The organism is Methylotenera mobilis 13 (assembly GCF_000384255.1).
Taxonomy (GTDB): domain Bacteria; phylum Pseudomonadota; class Gammaproteobacteria; order Burkholderiales; family Methylophilaceae; genus Methylotenera; species Methylotenera mobilis_B.
In genome coordinates this window covers 2051332-2077789 of record NZ_KB913035.1, presented here as the reverse complement: position 1 = coordinate 2077789, position 26458 = coordinate 2051332, and the positions used below count along the sequence as shown (strand labels likewise).

Here is a 26458-nt window from a genome sequence, read left to right as displayed (position 1 = left end):
TCTCTACAAATAAAGCAGTCACTCACAGTTACATTTATTGCCGCTACGTTCATATATTTGCTGATCAATATGTATTCCACAAAATCTGTGGATAACTCTGTGATTACTTGTGGCTATTATATGTAACTTACCAATTTATAAGGCTTTTTTCGAAAAGCTTAATCTTTGTACTAAAAATTTAATCTATATAAATCAATCGCTTATGTTTTTAACATTGATTTATATAGGTTTTTTAGAGACTAAGTAGTAAACATTAGAATAGTGTGAATAAGTCAACCATTTTTTATAAAAAATCAGCTGATTTTGATGATTTTTTGCTTGCAATTTGTAAATAGATTATTGCATTTTGTATATTTTAAGCGCCTTTCAAGCATGTTGTTTACAAATTTTGATGATGTTTCAAGTATGTATTTACCTGCTACATAAAAACATAAAGCCCGATAAATCGGGCTTTATGTTTTTATGCTATGTGGTGATTAAAATAATTGAATTATTTATTCTGAGTTTCCACCATCACAAGAGGCTCATTGCTAGTCTCTGCTTTTTGCTCTTTCTGCCAAGATGCTGGTTTGCGAGCAGTGCGTTTTTCAACTTCAGCCGGTGCTATTACTTTGGTCGCATCTGCTTTCGTTTCAACCAATTGTAAGCCTGAGTCTGTTAGGTCTACTTTCTTTGGTTCAGCTTTTGCTTTACGTGGGCGAGCTGGACGCTTCTTCTCAGTCTTGCTTTCAGAAACTTCTGCAACATTTGCATCTGCAGGCTGGCTCTCACTAGCCACAGCATCTTTATTATTTGATGCTGATTTATTGGCAGTATTTCTTTGTGTTTTAGATTTTTTAGTTTCTTTTTCCACAGGTGCAGATTCTGATACCGTAACTTCTGTGCTATTCACAACATTCGCTGGTACGTTCTCTTGAGCACTAGCTTCTTTTGCTTTTGTTTCTGTCTCTTGCACGGCTGTTACAGGCGCTTTTTCTGCTGCTGCGTTTGCAGGTGTAATGTCAGCTTTAGTTGTTACGTGGTTGCTTGTTACTGCAACGGTTGGCTCAACACTCTTAGGTGCATTAGTACCTTCAGCTGCGCTTGTTGGTGCAGTAGTGTTGATCTCATCGTTTGGAACAAATGTGCGGGTGTTGTCGCGTGTAGCATTTTCATCACGATCACGGCGATTGCGACGGTTGTTACGGTTACGACGACTACTGCGTTCGCTACGTTGTTCTGTAGATTCATTTGCAGAAACCTCACCTGTATTTGCCTGTGCAACGTTACGCACTGACTCTTGGTTTTTGTTGTCATGACGTTGATTGTCACTACGTTGCTGCTGTGGTTTTGGCTGACGTTGCTCTTGTGGCTTCACCTCAGTTTGACGAGAGTCTTGCGTTTTTTGATCAGCATTTTTTGGCGCGCGCTCTTGGTTTACATTTTTATCACCACGTTCGTTACGATTACGCTCGTTACGGTTACGATTACGCTCGTTACGGTTGCGGTTGTTGCGAGGATGATCACGGCGTCCATCACTAGATTTATCAGCAGCTTTTTCAGCCTCTGACTTTTCACCTAAACCGAAGAATTTTTTGATTTTCGCAAATAGAGATACTTTAGGCTCAACCTTTTCAACTGACATTGGTGCTGGTGCTGTTGGTGTAATGCCTTTAACCGCAGCAACAGGTTTTACCGCTTTCGCTTCTTCAGCCGCTTTTGTTACATACGTTGTTTCTGAAGGTAGCTCTACCATTTGATAACTGGCTTTGCTGGTATCTTCGTTAACGTCATCATGCTTGATACGAATGATATTGTAATTCGGCGTTTCAAGATGGATGTTTGGAATCAACACAACTTCTACACCCATGCGCTCTTCAATCTTATGGATATCAGCACGTTTTTCATTGAGTAAGAATGTAGCTACTTCAACTGGTAATTGCACTTGAATAATTGCACTGTTTTCTTTCATCGCATCTTCTTGAGTGATACGTAAGATATGTAGCGCAGTTGATTCAATACCGCGAATGTGTCCAGTGCCGTGGCAACGTGGGCAAGGAATGTGGTTAGTTTCACCTAAACTAGGGCGTAAACGTTGACGTGATAGCTCAAGTAAGCCAAAACGTGAGATCTTGCCTGTTTGAACACGCGCACGGTCTGCATGTAATGCATCACGGAGTGCGTTTTCAACTTCACGTTGATTACGCTGATTTTCCATGTCAATAAAGTCAATCACGACCAAGCCACCTAAGTCACGTAAGCGTAGTTGACGAGCCACTTCTTCAGCAGCTTCTAAGTTAGTGTTGAACGCAGTGTTTTCAATATCACTACCACGTGTTGCACGGCCAGAGTTAACGTCTACAGAAACCAAAGCTTCTGTATGGTCAATCACAATTGCGCCGCCAGATGGCAAGCGCACTTCACGTGCAAACGCTGATTCAATTTGGTGTTCAATCTGGAAACGTGTGAACAGAGGAATTTCATCTTGGTACAATTTAACACGTGCCACATTGCTTGGCATTACGTGGTTCATAAACTGTACTGCTTGTTCGTGAATGTCTGGTGTATCGATTAAAATCTCACCAATATCTGAGCTAAAGTAATCGCGGATAGCGCGAATCACTAAGCTGCCTTCTTGGTAGATTAAGTATGCGCCTGCTTGCATGGCAGAGGCACCATCAATGGCAGACCATAACTGTGTGAGGTAGTTTAAATCCCATTGTAGCTCTTCTGCGTTGCGGCCAATACCAGCAGTACGGGCGATGATGCTCATACCTTTTGGTACTTCAAGCTGTGCTAATACGTCACGTAGTTCGTCTCGATCTTCGCCTTCAATGCGACGTGATACACCGCCACCACGTGGGTTGTTTGGCATTAACACCAAATAGCGACCAGCTAGCGAAATGAAAGTAGTCAATGCTGCGCCTTTATTGCCGCGCTCATCTTTATCTACTTGAACGATTAATTCTTGACCTTCTTTTAAAGCATCCTGGATACGTGCACGACTATCAGCACCATCTTTGTAATAGCTACGAGCGACTTCTTTAAATGGTAAAAAGCCGTGGCGGTCTTGGCCGTAGTCTACAAACGCGGCTTCTAACGAAGGCTCGATGCGAGTGATGACACCTTTGTAAATATTGCTTTTACGTTGTTCTTTACCAGCGTGTTCGATATCTAAATCGATGAGTTTTTGCCCATCTACAATCGCAACGCGTAACTCTTCAGATTGCGTTGCATTAAATAACATGCGTTTCATTGTTTGCTCCTAAGCGTCGCAAGGCGGGCAGACACAATGCATAAAGTGATGCAATGCTGAAAAAAGCTGTATTTAAAGTGGAAGTGGTGAATTGATACTAACAAAGACACGATGTGTCAGATGAAATAAGCCCTAGTGTTAATGATGACTAGAGGGCCTTTAACGATTTGCAATGTAACAATAGTGCAAATTAACGAAGTCTTACTGAAAAGACATGGGTGGATAACCGTACCTCTTGGGTACTCTTTCACCCTGCATATATAGATTCATCAATTCGGTCAATTGGACTGCGTCAGATTGAATCGTCTAGTTTTATTGTTTCGGCAGATATTAATCATGCCAAAACAAGTTTATTTATTCGTTAAAGCAAATTTATTGTTAAATTTATGCTTAAATGTGGCCAAGTATTCTGCCAGTTGCAGCTTAAATTCGTTAAAATTCTATCTTTAGTAAATTCTAATTTGTCTAAATTATTTAATGGCTTATGAGCTGATTAAATAATGTGCCAAATTTAACTTTTCACTTTAAGTCGCGCTTTATGTTTATTTGTCTGCGGCGGCTTGAGCGCTAATTTTTACTTACCGCTACTTTATAATGTGGCGAGCGGTGTTAACCAAGTATTTAGTTGTCACTATTATTAACAAACACATCAAGTGCAAGTAATTGTCTTGATTAGATGTATTTATATTCAATAATTGTATTCTTATCAAGAATTTAACTGTGATTTAATTTGTTAAATTCATAAGAATTCGCAGAGTATAAGCTACATCAACCATTTAAGCAAAGCATGAACAATTTAATTACACATGAGCAAGGCAATCCAGTCACTACAGTGAGCGAGTCTGCGGCTGCATTTTTAACAGTAGATGAGGCAAGTGAGGGACAACGCGTAGATAATTTTCTGACCAAAACATTAAAGGGAGTTCCTAAAAGCCACGTTTACCGCATTTTGCGGAGTGGAGAAGTGCGTGTTAATAAAAAGCGTATCAATGCAGATTTTCGCTTAAGTTTGGGTGATGTAGTCAGAGTCCCGCCTACGCGCTCAACCGCTGTTGAGAAAACAGAATCAGCCACGCCAGTGACTTCAAAATTTGAACAAGCCATCATTTATGAAGATGATGCCATGCTAGTCATCGATAAAGCCGCTGGTTTTGCTGTGCATGGTGGTAGTGGCATTAGTCGTGGGGTGATTGAGCAATTACGCCTAGAGCGCCCACGCGCTAAGTTTTTGGAGTTGGTGCATCGCTTAGATAGAGAAACATCAGGCGTATTGATGCTGGCTAAAAAGAGAAGTGCATTGGTGGCATTGCACGAAGCGATTCGTAACAATCAAACCGACAAACGTTATTTGATGTTGGTGCAAGGCGAATGGTTGGAACCGAAAAAACGTGTTGTGCTGGATTTACAGAAGTATGTGCTGCCTAATGGTGAGCGTCGTGTGAATGTAGTCACCGATGTTTCAAAAGACAAATTTGGTGAGCGCCAAACTTCAGAAACTATGTTTCGCTTACTCAAGAACTTTAACAGCCCAGCAGTGGGTAAATTCAGTTTATTAGAAGCACAACTGGTGACTGGTAGAACACATCAATTACGCGTGCAGCTATCACATTTGGGTTTTCCGATTGTAGGCGATGATAAATATGGTGATTTTGCTTTAAATAAAGCGTTAATCAAACATGGCCTCAAGCGCATGTTCTTACACTCATCTGTGACTAAGATTCGCCATCCTTTAACTGCTGAGAAGTTAGAGCTAATTGCACCAATGCCGCCAGAGTTAAATAAATTTTTACTAAAGTTAGAGAAAGAGTAATTTGTAATGCCAAAGAAGTTTGATTTAATTGTGTGGGATTGGGATGGTACCTTAGCCGATTCTACAGGGATGATAGTAAATGCCATTTTAAAAGCGGCAGAACAGGTCGGTTTGCCGACCATTACACGTGAAGCTGCGAGCAGTATTATTGGTCTTGGTCTACGTGAGTCTATTCATGCTTTATATGGGGATATTCCTGTTACGCAGGCCCAGGCACTTGCTGCACAATATAACGCTAATTATTATGCGGAAGAGAGCGAGATAGTCTTGTTTACTGGCGCGGCAGACACCATTGTTGAGTTAAATAAACGTGGTTTTAAATTAGCAGTTGCAACAGGTAAAGGGCGTAGAGGACTTAACTTAGCATTAGAGCATTCTGGCTTAGGTCGGCAGTTTCATGCGACGCGTACTGTGGATGAGTGCTTTTCAAAGCCGCACCCACAAATGCTTGATGAGTTAATGGATCACTTAGTTGTATTGCCTGAACGTACTTTGATGATTGGCGATACCAGTTATGATTTACAAATGGCTAAAAACGCCGGTGTGAGTGCTATCGGTGTCACTTATGGTGCCCAACCTGCAGAACAATGGCAGCATTTAAGTCCAATTGAGCAATTTGATAGTTTTTCTAATTTGAGTCAATGGCTGCTGACGCACGCATAGGAAGTCTTCATGATGCATATTGAGCAAGATAAGATTGTGATTGAAAGTTCAGCTGTGCAAGAGGGTGGTAAAGGTGTTAGGTTCCCTCTTGTTAAATTAGGTGAGTTTGCAACAGGATTTGTGGTCAGGTTTAATCAGCAGCCTTATGCATATGTTAATCAATGTGCGCATGTGTCTGTGGAGTTGGATTGGAACGAAGGCGAGTTTTTTACTTCGCAAGGTGACTATCTCATCTGTGCAACACATGGGGCACATTATCGTCCTGATAATGGTTTTTGTGTCATGGGGCCATGTAAAGGCAAGCGCTTAAAGCCCATTGAATTAATTGAACAAAATAAAGAAATTATTATCAATATAGCGTCTATAACCTAAATAAAATAAAACACAGGTGAATTAAAAATGACTGAACAAAATCAACAAACGGTAGACACCAATGAAGGCACCAAGCCCACGGTGGCGGAAGATGCTACTTGGCAACGTAACGTGATAGAGAAGTTGGCAACAGCGGCGCTCACTGAACAAAAAACGGCACGTCGTTGGAGTACTTTTTTTAAAGGACTCACATTTACTTATCTGCTAATTTTATTGCTCATGTTACTTGGTGTCTTCGGCGATGAGAAAAAAACCTTTGATGAACATACTGCCTTAATCGAAATTAATGGTGTTATTCAAGCTGGTGGTGAGGTTACAGCCGATGCAGTGATGGCTAGTTTGAATGATGCATACGAGAGTAAGGGCACAAAAGGGATTATTTTAAGAATCAACAGCCCAGGTGGTAGCCCAGTTCAAGCCGGGATTATCAATGACGAGATTAGAAGGCAGAAGAAATTACATCCTAAGATTCCTGTATATGCAGTAGTTGAGGACATTTGTGCATCTGGTGGATATTATATTGCTGCCGCAGCCGATAAAATTTATGTGGATAAAGCCAGTATAGTTGGATCGATTGGCGTTTTAATGGATGGCTACGGTTTTACTGAGGCGATGAAGAAGGTCGGTGTAGAGCGCCGATTGATGACCGCAGGTGAAAATAAAGCCATGTTAGATCCATTTTCACCAGTGAATCCTAAACATCAGGAGTTAGCTCAAGCGATGCTAGATGAAATTCATGAGCAATTCAAAACAGTGGTGCGTCAAGGCAGAGGTTCGCGATTGAAAGAGACACCAGAAACGTTCAGTGGCTTATTCTGGAGTGGTGAACAGAGTATCAAAATCGGTTTGGCCGATGCTGTGGGTAGTGCAGATTATGTTGCACGAGAAGTCATCAAGCAGGAAGAAATTGTAGACTTTACTTATCAAGATGATTTGGCAAGCCGCATTGCTAAACGTATTGGTGCTAGTGTAAGCACTGCAATAGGCGAAGTGATTTCAAGGCAGCTTGTTGATTCAGGTGAAATTAGATTACGTTAATCAATCACAATGGATTTGAATGCCTCTGGTACTGGAGGGTAATTCAAATTCATTTTTTTGAGTGTATTGAGTAATAGTCTGGAAATCAGCAGATTTCGGTTGGTCTTTGAATCTGCTGGTACAATATACCAAGGCGCGTGTACGGTTGATGTCGCTTTGATCGCTTGCTCATAGGCGTCGGTATAGTCGGGCCATAGTTTGCGTTCTTCTAAATCACCAGGATTGAATTTCCAAGTTTTATCCGGGTTGTCCAGGCGCTCTTGCAGGCGCTTTTTTTGTTCCTGCTTTGAGATATGTAAGAAACACTTAATGATGGTCGTGCCGGTTTCGGTCAGTAAGCGTTCAAAATCATTGATTTGAGCATATCTACGTTTACACTCTGCTTCATCAATCCAATTGTGTACTTTAACGATGAGTACGTCTTCATAATGGCTACGATTGAAAATGACTAGCTCGCCAGCTTTAGGTACCTGCTGATGAACACGCCATAGGTAATCATGAGCAAGCTCTTCACCACTGGGTGCTTTAAAGCTAGCTAAGCGAATACCAAGAGGGTCCGTTTCTTTGAATACATGGCGCACTGTGCCATCTTTTCCGCTAGTGTCCATGCCTTGCAGAATGAGTAGTACTTTCTTTTTGCCTTCAGCATGAAGGATATCCTGCAATGCATTAATTTCGGTTGCCAATTCATAGAGTGCGGCTTCGTTCTCTTCTTTGCTTCCGTTGCGCTCAGTTTTGTCTTTAGTATCAAAATCTTTGAGTGAGAATTTTTTAGGGTTCACACGATATTTATCAAGATTTGCCATAATTTTCTCAAGTAGTCTGCTCAGTAGGTTTGATGGTTAAGAGGGGTTGATTCTAGATAACAAAAAGCCCAACAACATCAGTCATTGGGCTTTTATCATAGCAAATAAAATCAAGCTAAAGTAATCACTAATCTGTTTTATAGCTTAATCAAGTTAAGTTTAGTCAGGTTTAAGGGCTTTAGTGTAATTAATCAAACCATTAGTTGAGCTGTCGTAATTACCTACCACTTCATCGTTGGTGAGTTGCGGCAAAATTTGCTGTGCAATTTGCTTGCCGTATTCAACGCCCCATTGATCGTAGCTGTTGATATCCCAAATAATCCCTTGAACGAAGATTTTATGCTCGTATAGTGCAATGAGCTTACCCAATGTGTTTGGTGTTAACTTGTCAAACAGGATTGAGGTAGTAGGACGATTACCTTCAAATGTTTTGTGCGGTAATAGTTGCTCTAATGCTTCACCTGACAAACCTTGCTTTTCAAGCTCAGCACGTGCTTGTTCTGTCGTTTTACCCAACATCAATGATTGTGTCTGAGCCAGGAAGTTTGCGAGCAGTATTTTGTGGTGTGCATAACCATTGCTGCTTACTTTATAGTGACTATGCACTGGAATTAAGAAGTCAGCCGGCACGATTTGTGTGCCTTGGTGTATCAGTTGATAAAATGCATGTTGGCCATTCGTGCCTGCCTCACCCCAAACCACAGGGCCAGTTTTGTAAGAAACGCGACTACCATCGCGGCAAATAAACTTACCATTACTTTCCATGTCTGCTTGCTGCAAATAAGCTGGGAAGCGAGATAAGCCTTGGTCATAAGGTAAGATAGCTTGAGAGTCTACATGGAAAAAATTGTTATACCAAACACCCACTAAGGCCATGATGACAGGCATGTTTTGTTCTAATGGGGCATTTTTAAAATGCTCATCCATTTCAAAAGCGCCTGTGAGTAAGTCTTCAAAATTATCCATGCCAACATAAAGGGCAATCGACAAGCCGATAGCCGACCATAGAGAATAGCGACCGCCGACCCAATCCCAGAATGCAAACATGTTAGCGGTGTCGATACCGAAATCTTGAACTGCTTTTGCGTTGGTAGAGAGCGCTACGAAGTGTTTAGGCACATGTGCTTCATCTTTTGCAGCTTTTAAGAACCATGCACGTGCAGAATGTGCATTAGTCATGGTTTCTTGAGTAGTGAATGTTTTTGAAGCAACAATGAAAAGCGTTGTTTCTGGATTGCATACATTCAGTGCACGCATTAGATGCGCACCATCAATGTTGGACACAAAGTGTACGTTAAGGTCGGGGCTGGCGTATGGCGTTAATGCATCACACACCATGACTGGACCAAGGTCTGAACCACCAATACCAATATTCACAATATCAGTAATGCGTTTACCAGTGTAACCTAGCCAAGTACCATTTCTTACTTTGTCTGAGAATTGGCGCATTTGCGCTAACACTGCATTAACATCAGGCATGACATCATGACCATCTACCATCACTGGTGTATTGGCACGGTTACGCAACGCTGTATGTAATACCGCTCTGTTTTCGGTGATATTGATTTTTTCACCAGCAAACATTTTATCGCGCCACTCTTCAACTTTTGCTTCACGTGCCATTTGGAATAGCAGTGGTAGCGTTTCGTCTGTGATGCGGTGTTTTGAATAATCGAGCAATATGTCAGAAAATTTAAGGCTATATTTAGTGAAACGATCTGCATCATTGGCGAATATGTCGCGCATATGGAGCGATGCTATTTTTTGTTGATGTTGACAAAGTAGTTGCCATACAGGGTGTTTGTTAAGTCTAGCCATTTATTTTAGTACTTTATTTTCAATAGGTTATTGTATTTTTAAAACGATACCAGCCAATGGTGGCAGGGTGATGACAAGCGATTGTGCATGATGCATCCATGCTATGTTTTCGGTATGTAAACCCTTGCCATTTCCCTGATTACTGCCGCCGTAGCAACTTGCATCACTGTTAAATATTTCTGAGTAACTACCAGCTTGTGGAACACCAATACGGTATTCATTACGTAACACAGGCGTAAAATTCAACACTATTATAACAAAACTATTGTCTAATCCACGTCTTACATAACTGATAATTGATTGTTCTGTATCGTGACAGTCAATCCATTCAAACCCTTGCACTTCAAAATCTAGTGTATGTAGTGCGTTGACCTCTTTATACATACGGTTTAAATCTGTGTGTAATTGCTGAATACCTTGATGCCATTTACTGCCAGTGTAACTGTCGCTTAATAAGTGCCAGTCTAAGCTAGTGTTGACGTTCCACTCGCGACCTTGACCAAACTCATTACCCATAAAATTGAGTTTTTTACCTGGTGTGGTCATTTGGTAGGTGGCTAATAAACGTAAGTTTGCGAATTTTTGCCAAGAGTCACCTGGCATTTTGTCGAGCAAAGATTTTTTACCATGCACGACTTCGTCATGTGAGAACGGTAATACAAAATTCTCAGAATAAGCATACAGCTGCCCAAAAGTTAGTTTGTCATGGTAGTAGCGTCGATGTACAGGGTCATTTTCGATGTAGGACAATGTGTCATTCATCCAGCCCATATTCCATTTCATGCTAAAACCAAGCCCGCCTAGGTAAACGGGACGAGATACCATTGGCCATGCGGTTGATTCTTCTGCAATCGTTAATACGCCTGCAAAATCCTCGCCTACCATGATGTTGAGTTGTTTTAAGAAATCAATGACATCAAGGTTTTCTCTGCCACCAAATTTGTTAGGTAGCCATTCACCAGGGTTGCGTGAGTAATCAAGATAAAGCATAGAAGCTACCGCATCTACGCGCAAGCCATCGATATGGAATTCTTGAAGCCAAAAATAAGCATTGCTGATTAAGAAGTTACGGACTTCATTTCGGCCGTAATTAAAAATGTAAGTACCCCAGTCTTGGTGCTCGCCTAGTCGTGGGTCTTCGTGTTCATATAGTGCGGTGCCATCAAAGCGTGCCAGCGCCCAGTCATCTTTAGGAAAGTGACCAGGAACCCAGTCTAGTATGACACCGATATTGGCTTGATGAAACGCATCAATTAAAAATCGTAAATCATCAGGTGAGCCGAATCTGTTAGTCACACCAAAGTAACCAGTGGTTTGATATCCCCATGATTCATTGAGTGGGTGTTCTGAGATAGGTAGTAACTCAACATGTGTATAGCCCATTGCAGCAACGTGAGGTACCAGCGTTTTAGCTAACTCTCGATAAGTGAGAAAGTGCCCTTTGTCGTTGCGCTGCCAAGAGCCTAGATGCACTTCGTAGCAATTAAACGGAGCATGTAACCAATCACGTTTTTTGCGTGCTTCTAACCATTGCTTATCTTCCCACTGGTAGTGAGTCGTGCTGATTTTCGTTGCGGTACCGGGGCGTGGTTCAAACTCAAAACCGTAAGGGTCTGTTTTTACCAAAATATGGCCAGTATGGCGATTTCTGATTTCAAACTTGTATGTGTCACTTGTTGTTAAGTTTGGGATGAATATATCCCAAACTCCACTGGAGCCGTGTGTACGCATCGAGTGAATGCGTCCATCCCAATTGTTAAAGCTACCAATTACGCTTACTCGTTCAGCATTAGGTGCCCAGACTGCAAAACGTACGCCAGTGACCTTGTCCTGCGTCATACATTGGGCGCCTAGTGTTTTGTACGCAAGTTTTAAGCGACCTTCACCAAATAAGTAAAGCTCATCTTGAGTGATGCTTGAGCCAAAGCTATAGGGGTCGTGTGTTTCGTATGTTTGGTCGCCCGCTGTTACCTGAATCAAGCATGGCGTTGTAATGGCGTTTTCATAGCTAAGTTCAAATAGACCATCAGGATGTGTTTTTTCTAAATCTACCCATGATTTTCCGACTTTTAGTTTAACGCTAGAGGCGTTAGGTATAAATGTGCGATAAGCATTGGATTGATGGCCATCAAGCTCAATTACATGCTGCCCTAAAAAGCTGAAAGGGTCGTGATGACGCGCTTCTAATATGCGGTGAAGGGCATTGGTGTGAGCTTTAGATGATGCCTGAATTGATTTAGATTTTACCAAAATATCACTTCCCTAATAATTTTAAGGTTTTTAGCTTTTATTTGTGTTCTTTGCGCTATATTTAGCTAGATTATAGTGCTTTAAGCTGATTATAATGTAAACGACAGCAGTCGTACGTAAAATAAGCTAGAGAGCCCAGCTAGCGCAATTTAAGTAACTATACAAACTTCAGGAGGGCATCATGTCGCAAACCCGACAAGCGGACCAAAATTCAGATCGTTTTATTAGTACCTTAACCAAAAATACCGTCGCGATGATTTTAGCGGGTGGTCGAGGCAGTCGTCTAAAAAGCCTAACTGATTGGCGTGCAAAGCCTGCTGTACAATTCGGTGGAAAGTTCAGAATTATTGATTTTCCACTATCAAATTGCGTTAACTCTGGTATACGCCGCATTAACGTGGCAACCCAATATAAAGCCCAAAGTTTAATTCAGCACATTCAACGTGGCTGGGGTTTCTTACGCGGCGAGTTCAATGAGTACGTCAATATTATTCCAGCGCAACAGAGAATTTCTGAAGAGTGGTATAAAGGTACAGCAGATGCTGTTTATCAAAATATAGATATTTTGCGTGAAGGTGGAGCGGAATACGTATTGATTCTTGCTGGCGACCATATTTATAAAATGGATTACGGCAAAATGTTAGCAACGCATGTACGTAACAATGCTGATATGACGGTTGCATGCATCAATGTGCCGTTAGAGGATGCTAAAGGTTTTGGTGTCTTGGCGGTGGATGATACTGACAGAGTGGTCGAGTTTGCTGAGAAACCTGCTAATCCTAAACATATGCCTGGTGATCCTACCAAAGCTTTTGCGAGTATGGGTATTTACGTGTTTAACGCAAAATTCTTGTACGAGCAACTGATTCGAGATGCGGGCGACTCTAAATCTAGCCATGATTTTGGCGGCGACATTATTCCGTACATTATTAAAAAATATAAAATTCAAGCTCATCGATTTACCGATAGTTGCGTAGGTGCGCAAAACGGAAATTATTATTGGCGTGATGTTGGTACGATTGATGCTTATTGGGAAGCAAACATGGAATTAACTAAAGTGATTCCTGAGCTCAATTTATATGACAGAGAGTGGCCAATTTGGACTTATCAAGAACAGCTGCCACCAGCTAAATTTGTGTTTAGAGATGAGGGGCGTACTGGTAAGGCAACAGACTCGCTCGTTTCAGGCGGCTGTTTAATTAGTGGTGCTTGTATTACCAACACAGTGTTGTTTTCAGATGTACGTGTACATAGTTATGCCAATATTGATGGGTCTGTGATTTTGCCCAAAGCAACGATTCATCGTAATGTCATTCTTAAAAATGTTGTTGTAGATCGTGGCTGTGTGATTCCTGAGGGAATGCAAATTGGGGTTGACCTAGCCTTGGATGCTGAACGTTTTTATGTGTCTGAAAAAGGAATTGTGTTAGTGACACCAGATATGTTGGGGCAAGATCTATATCGTGTGGTATAAAAGATTTGTTGTTTTATGTGTCTAAAAGTAGCGTGTTTTGATATTAGCTAATTACACGCTGTCTTTGATGAAGTAATGTTGGTTTTAATTTTAATTGTTTAAGGTTCCACTGAAGTGAATACTGCTCGTCCCAAGTTATTTCTCAATCTCTACTGGCATATGCATCAGCCAGATTACAGGGATTTGGCAACCAATAAATATGTACTTCCATGGACATATTTGCATGCCATTAAAGATTACAGTGATATGGCGTATCACCTTGAAGTGAATCCTAAAGCGCGCGTAAGTTTTAACTTTGTGCCTATCCTGTTAGAACAACTGGACGATTACGCTCAGCAGTTTAAACAAAACACAATTCGTGACCCATTGTTGGCGTTGCTAGCGAAAGAAAATCTTACTGACATTAGTAATGAGGAATGTCATCTGATTGTGCAAAGTTGCTTCAAAAGTCATCATGAAAAAATGTTGAGTCCATTCCCGCATTATCAACGCCTACTGCATATGTATCAGTTGGTAGAGCCGATGATGACCAATGATCAGTTTCACTACTTATCAGCACAATATAAAGCCGATTTGTTGGTTTGGTATCATTTGGCTTGGTGTGGTGAAAGCTTACGCAGAACAAATACTGTGGTTCAGGCATTGATGACTAAAGGGGTATTATTCACCTATGAAGAGCGTTTGCAATTATATGATGTGATTGCAGAGACCATTTCTGGTTTGATTCCACGTTATAAAGCATTAATGCAAAGTGGGCAGATTGAGATTTCTACCACACCTTATTACCATCCAATATTACCTTTGCTTTTAGACTTTAAATCTACTTTAGATGCGATGCCTGATGCTCCATTACCTGAAAGTAATGGTTATGCAGGAGGGCAGAGTCGATCTATTGCGCATATCACAGCAGCTAAAAAAGCGCATGAGCACTATTTTGGTGCCACCCCTCGTGGGATGTGGCCAGCAGAAGGGGCAGTTTCTCATGCGGCTCTTTCTTTAATGGCAGAATACGATTTGGATTGGGCAGCTACTGGGCAAGGTGTGTTAGCAAATAGCTTATTGAAGTCGCAATTAAGTGCAGACGATAAGCATGACTACTTGTATCAGCCTTACCGTGTTACTAACGGCAAGAATGATATTTTATGCTTTTTTAGAGATGATCAGTTATCAGACAAAATCGGGTTTGAATACGCAAAAATGCATTCGCACGATGCAGTCAATGATTTTGTCCAGACCTTAGCGCAAATTCAATCTAATAATCACAGCAGTATCCCTAAGATTGTCAGTGTGATTTTAGATGGTGAAAATGCTTGGGAGTACTTTCCATATAATGGCTTCTATTTCCTGAGTGAGTTGTACACTGCCTTGTCAAATCACCCTGACATTGTCATGACTACTTTTAGCGATATTGTTGACATGTATCAAGCCAACAATGCCTTAGATGAGGGATTATCTGCAAAGGTGTTGCCACAGATTGCAGCAGGTAGCTGGGTGTACGGTACCTTTAGCACATGGATAGGCAGTAAAGATAAGAATTTGGCCTGGGATTTACTATGTGCAGCTAAGAAAACGTATGACAAAGTACTGGCCAAGAACGCTTTAAATAAGCAGCAGCTTGAAGCCGTTGAGCGTCAACTAGCTATTTGTGAAGGTTCTGATTGGTTCTGGTGGTTTGGGGATTACAACTCATCAGATAGTGTTTCCAGCTTTGACCAACTTTATCGCCGTAATTTAATTAATTTATACACGCTGCTTGGCGAACCAATTCCCGATGCCCTATATCATAAGATCAGTGCTGGTGGCGGGAATGCAGATAACGCTGGCACAATGAGACGTGGGCAGGAATGATTAGTACTGTCTAAGTTTCAATGCCCTTAATGATTAAGTAGGTATTTATGACGTTACAGACTCAAGCATCACTTTTAAATCAGCGCCAGGCAGGTGTTTTACTTCATATAAGCTCTTTACCAAGTGCTTTTTATACGGGTGATTTAGGTGTTGAGTCTTATCGGTTCATTGATTTTTTGCGTGAAATAGGCGCTAGTGTTTGGCAGACACTGCCAATCAATATGCCACATGCGGATAACTCTCCTTACCAATGCTTATCTGCACACGCAGGTAACCCAGACTTTATTAGTTTAGAGTCACTACAGGCTCAAGGGCTACTCACAAAGGAAGACTGTACTGGTTTAATTACCAGTAAACTAGATTTGCTCGACAAGGCATATCTTAACTTTAGTAAGCAATCTGACAGTCTGCCTGAAGATAAAAAACTGCATCTAGCGTTCGCCCGTTTTTGTAAAAAACAAGCGAGTTGGTTAGATGATTTTTCATTGTTTCTATCTTTACGGCACCACTTCAATGAGGCTGGATGGAGCCACTGGCCTGAACTTTACAAGAACCGTGATAAAAAAACACTCAAACAAGCGCAAGAGCAGTTAGCACATGAGATTGCTGTTGTTAAATTTACACAGTTTATATTTTTTAGCCAATGGCTTGCCCTTAAGAAGTATGCTACCGAAAAAAATATCGCGTTATTTGGTGATATTCCAATTTTTGTTGCCTATGACAGTGCCGACGTATGGGCGCATTCTGATTTATTCAAACTTAATGCTGACAAAACAGTTAGCGTAGTGGCGGGTGTGCCACCAGATTATTTTTCTGAGACTGGCCAGCGCTGGGGAAACCCGCATTACAACTGGGATGCGATGCAACGTGATGGTTTTGGCTGGTGGATATCTCGCATGGCGACACAAAGCGAACTGTTCGATATTGTTCGTATCGACCACTTTAGGGGGTTAGAGGCCGCATGGGAAATCCCTGCAACAGAAGAAACTGCGATTAATGGTGAGTGGGTGCTGGCGCCAGGGGATGGTTTACTTGCAGCGATTAAGCAAGCATTGCCAGAGATTAATTTAGTTGCTGAAGATCTGGGCATCATCACAGTAGAAGTTGAAGCGCTGAGAAAGAAATACCATTTACCTGGTATGAAGATTTTGCAGTTTGCTTTTAGTGGTGCAAGTGATAACCCTTATTTGCCTGAGAATATTTCAGAGAATAGTGTGGTGTATACAGGTACACATGATAACGATACGACGTTAAGTTGGTATAACAATCTGGATGATTATCAGCGAGGAAATCTGCATGCCTATTTGACCGCAACACATGCTGAAGGTTATGTGCCGAATATGCCTAGTGATTTGATTGATATGGCATTGGAGAGCAAGGCCCGGCTAGCGATTATTCCGATGCAGGATATTTTGCAATTGAATGGTCAGCATCGTATGAACACGCCAGGGACTGTTACGGGGAACTGGCACTGGCGCTTTGGCTGGCAACAGTTAACGTCAGCACAAAAAGAATCAATTCGTACGGTCATTTCACGCACTGGGCGTTAGTAAAAACGATATTTATGTTAATTGGGATTGATATTGGTGGTACAAATCTGCGCCTAGGGGTAGTCGATGATGCAGTTTCAATTGAATCACCCAAACCTCGTTTAATTGAGGAAATGCGATTTCAGGCAGACTTTTCAAGTTTATGTAAACAACACCAATGTGAACCTAGATTCGCATGGCAAAAAATTCTATCGACTATTGCAAATGCAATTAATGAGGTACGAAAGCAATATCCTGAAATCTCTGCTATTGGTATTGGCTTTCCCGGATTCATTGATCCACATACACAGGTTATTTCACAATCACCCAACTTGCCAGGCCTACAAGATGTTGATTTAAGTAAAGATTTGTCGGCATTGATTGGCTTGCCAGTCATTACTGAAAATGATGCGCTTGCTGCTGCTTACGGTGAGTATGTGATGCACCCATCTCGACTTAATAATTTAATCTACATTGGCTTAGGCACAGGGGTTGGTGGTGGTTTGATTTTAAATGGGCTTCCATTCCAAGGGGCACATGGCGTAGCGATGGAAGTTGGGCATATTGTCGTGAAGGACGGTGGCAGATTATGCGGTTGTGGTAATTTTGGCTGTATGGAACAATATGCTTCAGCCAGTGGGGTTGCCATTAGTTATTTTGAATCGGCTCAACAGCATTGTACTGCTGCTGAAATTGCTAGGCGTGCAGAGCAGGGTGATACAGCAGCAACTTCTGCCTACGCGCTTGCAGGAAAGTCGCTGGCGCAAGCATTAGCACATATCCTTAAAGTGATTGATGTGACCGATATAGTCTTAGGTGGAGGTATGAGTGCTGCATGGCCTTTGATAGCTCCTTCTTTTCAACAGCAGTTAGTACAAGATTTAATCCCAGCGTTACGCGGTAAATTAAACCTGCGTATTTCTAATATGGGAGATCAGGCTGGTATTGTCGGCGCAGCAATGTTAGCATCGCATTCAAATGATTGAGGTGATTCCAGCATAGGCTACTTTACTGTCATCTAGTGTTGGTGTGTTGATGTTCTGCTATTGGAGGTGATGTTTGATGATAGAGCTGGAATCTAGCGGGCTTAATCAACAAGTTGGTGTTGACGACGATGTTGAAGACGTGACCAAGCTATTATTTTTATTTCGAGCTCTTTTTGATACCTCTTTTGATAATATTGCCATATATGGACCCTCCGGTCACTTGGCCTATGCCAATCAAGCATTATTAAACACCTTAAATCTAAAACAAGAAGCTGACACCGATTATGTTGACCTAAAAGGTCAGCGCGCATTTGATCACTATTATGATGCGATTAATCGAACATTAGCGACTGGTGAACCCTGTGCAATTTTGCTGAACTTTGAGCATCAGCGCATTTCCCGCGTGATTTATGACCTTGTTAATTTCTCTGCAATAAAAAATCATAAAAACCAAGTGATTGGTGTGATAGCAGTTGGTCGAGATCTCGATTTTAATAAACAACAGCAAAATCAAGAAACAGAACAACGTGAGCAGTACTTACGTGCATTGATGGATACATTTCCCTTTATTGTGTGGATGAAAGACAAAGCTGGACGTTTTTTAGCCACAAACCAGAAGTTTGTAGAGGTGGTTGGTGCTGAGCATTATGAAGATTTAGAGGGTAAAACGGATTTTGATTTTTTTCCCACCGAGATGGCACAAGGTTATGTGAATGATGATCTCGATATCTTAAAAAACGGTGTGCCTAAAAGTGTGAGTGAACAGATTAAAAAAGAGTCTGGCGAAATCTACTGGGCAGAAACTTATAAGTCACCAGTGAGGCTGGACGGCGAAGTCATTGGCACCGTGGGCTTTGCACGCGATATTACCGAAAAGCAGTATCTGCAATCTGAGGTCACTAAACAACAAAACGCTTATCAGTCTTTAGTACAAAACTTACCGACAACCATTATTCGTTATGACCTTGATGGTAAAAGAATTTTTGTCAACTCACGCTGCCATGAAACATATGATGTAGAGATCCCTTATGAGCTTAACAAAACACCATTAGAGTTGTGGAGCCCCTATATCGTTAATATGACGGGCGAAGCTTTTATGGCTGAGTTAATGGAGGTAATGCAATTTAATTTGCAGAAGACGCTAGAAATTCATAGTGTACATGAAGCCTTAGTTGCTGTGCATCAGGTACGTATTGTGCCTGAGTTTGACGAAAACCATCAGATATGTGGTGCACTCACAATAGCAACAGATATTACTGAAGTGGCTGAGTACAGACGAAAAATCGAGAATATGGCGTTTCACGATCAGTTAACAGGGTTACCTAATCGCACATTATTTTCGCAAAAATTATTAACCGCTATTAGTAAGGCGCAAACTGACAATAGTAAATTTGCGCTGATGATGCTTGATTTAGATCAGTTTAAATCTATCAATGACACAATGGGGCACGCGATAGGTGATAAGTTGTTGATTGAAGTCGCTAAAAGAGTAACTGATGGTCTTGAAGGTCAGTATACATGTGCGCGTCTAGGAGGTGACGAATTTATCATTTTAGTTGATCCATTATCAAATCGCGCGCATGTCGAGCACATGTCTAACACTTTGCTTAATCAAATCGTGCAGCCTTATTTGATTGAAGGGACCGAGTATTTTATTTCGGCTAGTATCGGGATTTCATATTATCCAGATGACAGTGAAGACATGAATGATTTGCTAAAATATGCAGACTCAGCCATGTATCACGCAAAGAAAAGTGGGCGCAATCGTTACCATACCTACTCTCCAAATCTGACTGAATCCATACAAAAGCGCCTCAATATTGAAACTGAATTAAGAAGGGCTATTGAAGGTAATGAGGTTTATTTGCAATACCAGCCTATCGTAGATATTGCGAGTCAGCGAGTGATGGGGCTGGAAACATTATGTAGGTGGAATAGTCGCAAGCTGGGTGTGGTTTCGCCAATGGTTTTTATTCAGATTGCGGAAGAAACGGGCATGATTGTCGAATTAGGTAAATGGATTATGCGAGAAGCATTTAAATCTGCACGCCTAATTAATCTGCAGCTTAAGCAACCTATATCAGTTTCAGTGAACTTGTCCGCACGCCAGTTTTTTGAGATAGACTTTGCCCATCAGGTTAGCCATTTATTAGAAGAGGAAGGTTGTAACCCTGCATGGATAAAGTTTGAAATTACTGAATGCCTCTTGTTAGAGAGTAATCAGCAGGTATTAAAAGCCCTAGAGGCCTTTCATGAACTTGGTATCAAAATCTCGCTAGATGACTTTGGAACAGGCCAATCTGCGTTAGCCTATTTAAGCAAGTTTCCTATACATCAAGTGAAAATTGATTATTCTTTTGTGAAAGAAATTATCAATAACCCTCATGATGCGCTTTTAGTTAGAGCCATTATCGCGCTTACCGCGACTCTCAATAAAGAGCTGGTTGCAGAGGGCGTTGAGACACTCGAGCAGGCTGAGCTACTCAAGTCATATGATTGTCGTTATGCACAGGGTTACTTGTATTCAAAACCGATTGGTTTGGATGCTATTCAGCAATATTTGCTTTTAGGTGAGGCCTGATTTAGCTCAAAACACTCACGCTAAATGGCGGTCGAGTGCCCAGCGTACATGTTCCTGCACCATTTCATTTTCATGATGGAGGTGTTGTTTGAGTGTGTCGATGATTTCTGGCGTTGTTTCTGAATTGCCTAGACCTACTGCAATATTTCTTAACCATTGCAAATAGCCTATTCTATAAATGGCACTACCCGCCATTTTTGATTTGAATTCGTCCTCTGACCAATTAAAGCAGTCAATTAAGTTCACATCAGCTAAACCATGTTTTACCGAGAAATCTGGTTCTTGGGTGATTTCTGCAAATTTATTCCATGGGCAATATAGCTGGCAGTCATCGCAACCGTACACACGGTTGCCAATTAAAGGGCGATACTCTTCTGGAATGCTAGTTTTCAGTTCAATAGTGAGATAAGAAATGCAACGTCTTGCGTCTACTTCATAAGGCGCTGTAATTGCTTGCGTAGGACATACTTCTATACATTTACTACAGCTACCACAGTGGTTGCTGGCAGGCTCATCAATCGGTAAAGGGAGGTTGGTATATATCTCACCGATAAAAAACCATGAGCCATTGTTTTTGTCGATTAATAATGTATGTTTTCCGCGCCATCCTAGGCCCGCTTTTTCAGCTAGTGCAACTTCAAGTACAGGCGCGCTGTCAGTAAAAGCACGATATTCAAATTGATCTATCTGAAAGGATTGCAATTCACTTTGAATTTTCTCACACAGCTTTTGTAACTTATTACGCATGACCTTATGGTAATCACGGCCCAATGCATAACGAGAAATAAAAGCTTTATGACTATCTTGAAGGATAGATGTGCTATTTTCTGCCTCTGGAGGTAAGTAATCTAGCCGTGCAGAGATAATGCGTTGAGTATTCGGGACTAATTCGGCTGGGCGAGTACGTTTAACTCCATGTTTTGCCATATAATCCATATCACCATGGAAACCTTTTTCAATCCAAGCTTGATGTTCCTGCTCTGCAGTTTGCAGGTTGGTGTCGGTAATGCCGACTTGATTAAAGCCGAGTTCAAGCCCCCATTTTTTAATTGCATGGCTCAGATCGTTCAAGTTTTTAGTAGAATGGCTCATGGATAATAATTTTACACTTGATTTGGCGGATGAAGCGGCAACGCTCTCTTTTGGATCTACTTTGGGCAAAGCTATCATACCTAATCTCACCATTTATTTACACGGAGATCTTGGTGCTGGTAAAACAACTTTAGTGCGAGGGTTGTTACAGGGTTTGGGGTTTAGTGGTAAGGTTAAAAGTCCAACATATACATTGGTAGAACCCTATGAAAATCTGACGACAGAAAACGGATTGTTGAATTTGTACCATTTTGATTTGTATCGTTTTAATGATGAGGAAGAGTGGGAATCTGCCGGTTTTAGGGACTACTTCAATAAGGAAAGTGTTTGCCTCATTGAGTGGCCAGAAAAAGCTGAGCATATATTGCCAATGCCAGATATTGATATTTACTTCAAGATTAAGCCCACTGGGCGCGATGTGCATATTGATGGACATTCCTTAAACGCTCAGGCGTGTGTGAAGAATATTAAAGAATTGTATAGCTAAACCATATGAGTAACTATTTGATTAAATACTGTTTTTCTATATTAATGTGTTTCACTTTTTCTGTGGTGGGCTTGATGCTCTCTACGCCAGTTCAAGCGAACACTGTCACGGCTGTTCGCATTTGGCCTGCAGATATTTACACAAGAATTACGATAGAAGCAGAAAAACCCATCCTCTATAAAATGACGACTTTAAAAGATCCTGAGCGCGTAGTTGTTGATGTGGAAGATGTTGATTTAAATGTGGTGATTAAGGCGTTAAGTGAAAAGGTTTCAGAGAGTGATCCGTATATTTCTAAAATACGTGTAGCGAACTTTAAGCCTAAAGTGGTGCGCTTGGTAGTGGATTTAAAAGGCGAGGCTAAACCTGCGATATTTACGTTACCGCCAGCAGGTGATTACAAGCATCGATTAGTGTTGGATATTTACCCAACTAAAGACCCGCTGATGGCGATGCTAGATGAACGTGATAATCCACCTCAAACGGTTGATGTGACTGCAAATAACAAGTCTACACAGGTAGTTACGTTGCCACAATCCACTGATGTTCCGTCTGTAACAGTAGATAGTAATGTTGCTGCGGTGAAAATTGATGAGGGTGCTAAGCCAGCTAATACGACAACAACTAATAGTGTTAATGCAGTCGAAACTACATCACAGACCAGCCAAACCTCTGCTACTCTGCAAGCGGAAGTTAGCAAAGAGGTCCCTGACAATAAGCCATCATCTAAAGGCTTACGCCAGATTACTATTGCGATTGACCCTGGACATGGTGGGGAAGACCCTGGTGCAATAGGTGCTACAGGTAGCCGTGAAAAAGAGATTACTTTGTTGATTGCTAAGAAGTTAAAGGCAAAAATAGACGAAGAGCCAAATATGCGTGCTTTACTAACCCGTGATGGAGATTATTTTATTCCGTTGCATATGCGTGTGCTCAAAGCGCGTAAATTACAAGCAGATTTGTTTATTTCGATTCATGCTGATGCTTTTACTAACCCAGCGGCAAGGGGCTCATCAGTATTTGCATTATCTGAAAAAGGTGCAACAAGTGCCAGCGCACGATATTTAGCAAATAAAGAAAATCAGTCTGATTTAATAGGTGGAGTGAGCTTAAACGTAAAAGACCCATTGCTTGCTAGAACCTTATTAGATTTATCTCAAACCGCAACGATTAACGACAGCTTGAAGCTTGGTAAAGCAGTATTAGGTAATATTGGCGAGATTAATAAGTTACATAAGAACCATGTGGAGCAAGCAGGTTTTGCTGTATTGAAATCACCGGACATTCCTTCTATTCTTGTAGAGACTGCATTTATTAGTAATCCTGATGAGGAACGCAGGCTTAACGACAGTGCTTATCAAGATAAGTTAGTGCTATCCATTTTAACTGGAATTAAAAAATATTTTTCAACAAATCCTGCGCTAGCTAAAACAAAGGTCGCATTGGATTAATCTTTTTTACTGGATAGCGTTCGCAGTGCTAGTTGAATTAATTGCACTGATTTAATTGACGGCACTGAGTATAGGGGAGAGGTTGTATGGAGCTCACATTTTTAGGTGCAACAGGCACTGTTACTGGTTCAAAGTATTTACTAAAGACTGACACAAAGCATATCTTGGTTGACTGTGGTTTGTTTCAGGGGTTAAAGCAATTACGATTAAAAAACTGGTCGAAGTTACCTATCAATCCAGCAAAAATTGATGCCGTGGTGTTAACACACGCGCATATCGATCATAGTGGGTATTTACCTTTACTGGTTAAAAATGGGTTCTCTGGCAAAGTCTATTGCAGTGAAGGCACTGCCGATTTATGCAAAATCATGTTGCCAGACTCTGCACACTTGCAAGAAGAAGAGGCCGAGTATGCAAATCGCCGTGGCTTTTCTAAACATCATCCAGCACTACCTTTATATACCAAAGAAGATGCCGAAAATGCACTTGCTTTATTGACGCCTGTGAGCTTTGAGCAAGATGTGGATTTGGGTGGTGGTTTAACGCTGAGGCTTTCACCAAGTGGTCATATTTTGGGATCTGCGTTCGTACGCATTCATCACCAAAAGACTTCTATCCTGTTTTCAGGTGATATTGGGCGCGCTAATGATATTTTGATGAAGCCTCCTGTCCGTATCAAGCAAGCAGACTATTTGTTAATTGAGTCTACTTACGGCAATCGTTTACATCAGAATGATGATCCCAAAGCTAAGCTAGCAACGATTATTAATCGGACTGTGAAGCGAAAGGGCGTGGTTGTTATCCCTGTTTTTGCGGTAGGTAGAGCACAAGAGTTACTTTATTACATTCACTTATTGAAAACTTCCGGAGCGATTGCAGAAGATATTCCTGTCTATTTAAACAGTCCAATGGCCGTCGATGCCACTGAGATTTTTAATCTATATCATGGTGAACATCGCTTAAACGCCGAGCAATGCCGTGCGCTATTTCGGACGGCACATATGGTCAATAGTATTGAGCAATCAAAAGCCCTTAATGAGCTTAAAGGTCCGATGATTATTTTATCCGCAAGTGGAATGGCTTCTGGAGGGCGTGTTGTTCATCATCTGAAAGCATTTGCCCCCAAGTCTAATAACACTATATTATTTGTTGGGTTTCAAGCTGCGGGAACCAGAGGTGCTGCTATGTTGGACGGCGCAGAAAGCATTAAGATTCATGGTGAATATATCCCAGTTCGAGCAAGTGTTGAGTTGATTTCGAATTTGTCTGCCCATGCTGATTATGCGGAAATCTTGGATTGGCTTAGCGGATTTGAAGCACCACCTAAAAAAACTTTTATCGTACATGGAGAGCCCGTTGCAGCGGATTCGATGCGACGCCATATTCAAGAAAAATTGCATTGGCAAGTGGAAGTGCCCGAGTACTTGGAAACGGTAAGACTGGACTAATTTAATATTGGATTGTTAATATCAATATCTTCTTTTTGTCATGATGTAATCGATTTCTCTGCTGGTATCACCATATCCAGCTTGTGTGAGTAATGCGCTTTCTATGTAACGACTTATTCTTCTTCGTAACTCAGGGACTTTTTCGCCGTCTGTGAAATATTGTGGGAACTTATAACTCAGCCATGCATACAGGCTTAGATTGTGGCTAAGCAACTCTGCTTCTTCCAGATGTTTTGGATTTTGTGCGTCTAGCCAGCTTGGTGCTGGCGGTAGATATCGAATAGTAGATTCTGATACACTTTTTAGGCACATTAGATAGTAGTCTTTTTCAAATGCAACATTCAATGAAATTGGCGCACATACGAAGATATACTTATCTTTTAGGGACATTTTAGGTGCATACTCATCAATAAGGATGGCTTGTGAAATTTGAGTTTCTAGTGGTGCTTGTTCAAAAAGAGCGTGTTGAAAACGAGTTCTTTCTTGGTGGTAACTGAGTACTTCAGCAATTTTATTTGTATGTAGTGAGTGAGCAAGGCTGCTAATCTGCATTAAATTAATGCTCACGGGGAGCTTGTTTAAATCAGCAGTGTCATCGGTCGATAACATATGCTCAATGTGAATCAGCTCATCATTTTCAAGTACATTGACATAGCCTGTTTCATAAATACCAAATCGACCTGCACGCCCTGCAATTTGACGCACCTCTGTCATATTGAGTAATCGCGAAGCTACGCCATCAAACTTATGAATATTAGAAAATATTACACGACGTATTGGTAGGTTTAAGCCCATGCCGATGGCATCTGTTGCCACTAGGATATCTGCCTCACCAGTGTTAAAGCGTTCTGATTCCGTTCGTCTTACCTCGGGGGAGAGTGCGCCGTAAATACTTGCTACATTGAAACCCCATTGGCGGAATCTAGCCGACAATGTCAGCACATCTTTGCGGCTGAATGCAATGATGGCATCACCTTTTTGTAGTTTAGGCTTGAGCTTCTGGCGATTGTAATGCTTTCCACACATGCTTTCATGCTCTAATACTAGCGGTGTTTTACGTGCTAACTGTGTGATTTCGTAAGTTTCATTTAATGATTCAATTGTTGCGATGCATGGGCTTGTGACTGCTGTAGAGCCGCAAATAAAAACTGTTGATGCGGGTGCACCAACTAATGCAGCTGTCCATGCTGCACCACGGTCTGGGTCTTGTACCATTTGAATCTCGTCGATGACTGCGACATCCACCTCTTTGTTCGCATTCATCATTTCAATGGTTGATGCCGTATGCTTAGCGCCAGCCATGATGACGCGCTCCTCACCTGTAATTAAGTTGCAGGGCACACCAGATGCCACCAGTCTGTCACGTATCTCCATTGCCAGTAGCCTCAGTGGTGCTAGATACACACCAGATTTTGCTTTTTCTAATGCTTGGAGTGCTTGATAGGTTTTACCAGAGTTGGTAGGGCCAAGATAAAAGTGATGGTGGCGTTTGAGCTTGCGAGCAAGACTAAAGCTATCTGTATAGCTAGTAGGTGTTAAATCTTGGTTGCTTATTTTCATGTTGACGTGA

Annotated in this window: 18 protein-coding genes; 12 read left to right on the top strand and 6 right to left on the bottom strand. The window is 41.4% G+C overall.

Annotation, left to right across the window (positions count from 1 at the left end; all coding sequences use genetic code 11):
* Positions 1-490: 490 nt before the first annotated feature.
* The gene (locus A391_RS0109800) at positions 491-3235 is read right to left on the bottom strand and encodes an Rne/Rng family ribonuclease (protein WP_019899078.1); all 2745 of its coding nucleotides are present in this window, start codon (positions 3233-3235) and stop codon (positions 491-493) included.
* 787 nt (positions 3236-4022) lie between these two features.
* Between A391_RS0109800 and A391_RS0109795 the strand changes: the two genes are divergently transcribed.
* Genes A391_RS0109795 through A391_RS0109780 form a run of 4 tightly spaced genes read left to right on the top strand, consistent with a single transcriptional unit; the run spans position 4023 to position 7118 of the window.
* Positions 4023-5045, top strand: coding sequence for an RluA family pseudouridine synthase (locus A391_RS0109795; protein WP_019899077.1), 1023 nt, complete (start codon positions 4023-4025; stop codon positions 5043-5045).
* Between the two features lie 6 nt (positions 5046-5051).
* The gene (locus tag A391_RS0109790) at positions 5052-5708 is read left to right on the top strand and encodes an HAD-IIIA family hydrolase (protein WP_019899070.1); all 657 of its coding nucleotides are present in this window, start codon (positions 5052-5054) and stop codon (positions 5706-5708) included.
* A 9-nt stretch (positions 5709-5717) separates the two neighbouring features.
* Positions 5718-6080 (top strand): Rieske (2Fe-2S) protein, encoded by a 363-nt coding sequence (locus tag A391_RS0109785; RefSeq protein ID WP_019899069.1) that lies wholly within the window; start codon positions 5718-5720, stop codon positions 6078-6080.
* Positions 6081-6107: 27 nt separating this feature from the next.
* Positions 6108-7118, top strand: a complete 1011-nt coding sequence (locus A391_RS0109780; RefSeq protein WP_019899068.1) for a S49 family peptidase — start codon at positions 6108-6110, stop codon at positions 7116-7118.
* Here A391_RS0109780 and A391_RS0109775 read toward each other — a convergent pair.
* The 3 genes from A391_RS0109775 to glgB form a co-directional block, all read right to left on the bottom strand.
* Positions 7115-7924: a polyphosphate kinase 2 family protein gene (locus A391_RS0109775; protein WP_019899067.1), complete on the bottom strand. Its 810-nt coding sequence runs from the start codon at positions 7922-7924 to the stop codon at positions 7115-7117. The two genes, A391_RS0109780 and A391_RS0109775, sit on opposite strands and share 4 nt — an antisense overlap.
* Positions 7925-8083: 159 nt before the next feature.
* A complete protein-coding gene (gene pgi / locus A391_RS0109770) occupies positions 8084-9742 on the bottom strand; it encodes a glucose-6-phosphate isomerase (RefSeq protein ID WP_019899066.1) in 1659 nt (552 codons plus the stop codon).
* 27 nt (positions 9743-9769) lie between these two features.
* Positions 9770-11992: a 1,4-alpha-glucan branching protein GlgB gene (gene glgB, locus A391_RS0109765; RefSeq protein WP_019899064.1), complete on the bottom strand. Its 2223-nt coding sequence runs from the start codon at positions 11990-11992 to the stop codon at positions 9770-9772.
* A 181-nt stretch (positions 11993-12173) separates the two neighbouring features.
* On the opposite strand from glgB, the gene glgC reads away from it, so the two are divergent.
* From glgC to A391_RS0109740, 5 genes are all read left to right on the top strand, one after another.
* The gene (gene glgC / locus A391_RS0109760; protein WP_019899063.1) at positions 12174-13466 is read left to right on the top strand and encodes a glucose-1-phosphate adenylyltransferase; all 1293 of its coding nucleotides are present in this window, start codon (positions 12174-12176) and stop codon (positions 13464-13466) included.
* 114 nt (positions 13467-13580) lie between these two features.
* Complete coding sequence (locus A391_RS0109755; RefSeq protein ID WP_019899062.1) at positions 13581-15314, top strand: glycoside hydrolase; 1734 nt, start codon at positions 13581-13583, stop codon at positions 15312-15314.
* 47 nt (positions 15315-15361) lie between these two features.
* Positions 15362-16864, top strand: coding sequence for a 4-alpha-glucanotransferase (malQ, locus tag A391_RS0109750; RefSeq protein ID WP_019899060.1), 1503 nt, complete (start codon positions 15362-15364; stop codon positions 16862-16864).
* 14 nt (positions 16865-16878) lie between these two features.
* A complete protein-coding gene (locus A391_RS0109745) occupies positions 16879-17829 on the top strand; it encodes an ROK family protein (RefSeq protein ID WP_019899058.1) in 951 nt (316 codons plus the stop codon).
* A 76-nt stretch (positions 17830-17905) separates the two neighbouring features.
* The gene (locus tag A391_RS0109740; protein ID WP_019899057.1) at positions 17906-20410 is read left to right on the top strand and encodes an EAL domain-containing protein; all 2505 of its coding nucleotides are present in this window, start codon (positions 17906-17908) and stop codon (positions 20408-20410) included.
* A gap of 15 nt (positions 20411-20425) precedes the next feature.
* Here A391_RS0109740 and queG read toward each other — a convergent pair whose 3' ends face one another.
* The gene (queG, locus tag A391_RS0109735) at positions 20426-21502 is read right to left on the bottom strand and encodes a tRNA epoxyqueuosine(34) reductase QueG (RefSeq protein WP_019899056.1); all 1077 of its coding nucleotides are present in this window, start codon (positions 21500-21502) and stop codon (positions 20426-20428) included.
* Between queG and tsaE the strand changes: the two genes are divergently transcribed.
* The 3 genes from tsaE to A391_RS0109720 all read left to right on the top strand — a co-directional run bounded on the left by tsaE (position 21501) and on the right by A391_RS0109720 (position 24888).
* Entirely contained in the window at positions 21501-21989 is a 489-nt protein-coding gene (gene tsaE / locus A391_RS0109730) for a tRNA (adenosine(37)-N6)-threonylcarbamoyltransferase complex ATPase subunit type 1 TsaE (RefSeq protein ID WP_019899054.1), read from the top strand. The genes queG and tsaE overlap by 2 nt on opposite strands.
* A gap of 5 nt (positions 21990-21994) precedes the next feature.
* A complete protein-coding gene (locus tag A391_RS0109725) occupies positions 21995-23440 on the top strand; it encodes an N-acetylmuramoyl-L-alanine amidase (protein WP_019899052.1) in 1446 nt (481 codons plus the stop codon).
* Between the two features lie 86 nt (positions 23441-23526).
* A complete protein-coding gene (locus A391_RS0109720; RefSeq protein WP_019899051.1) occupies positions 23527-24888 on the top strand; it encodes an MBL fold metallo-hydrolase in 1362 nt (453 codons plus the stop codon).
* Between the two features lie 21 nt (positions 24889-24909).
* Here A391_RS0109720 and A391_RS0109715 read toward each other — a convergent pair whose 3' ends face one another.
* On the bottom strand, positions 24910-26448 hold the full coding sequence (locus tag A391_RS0109715) for a helicase-related protein (protein ID WP_019899049.1): 1539 nt from the start codon (positions 26446-26448) through the stop codon (positions 24910-24912).
* Positions 26449-26458: the final 10 nt, after the last annotated feature.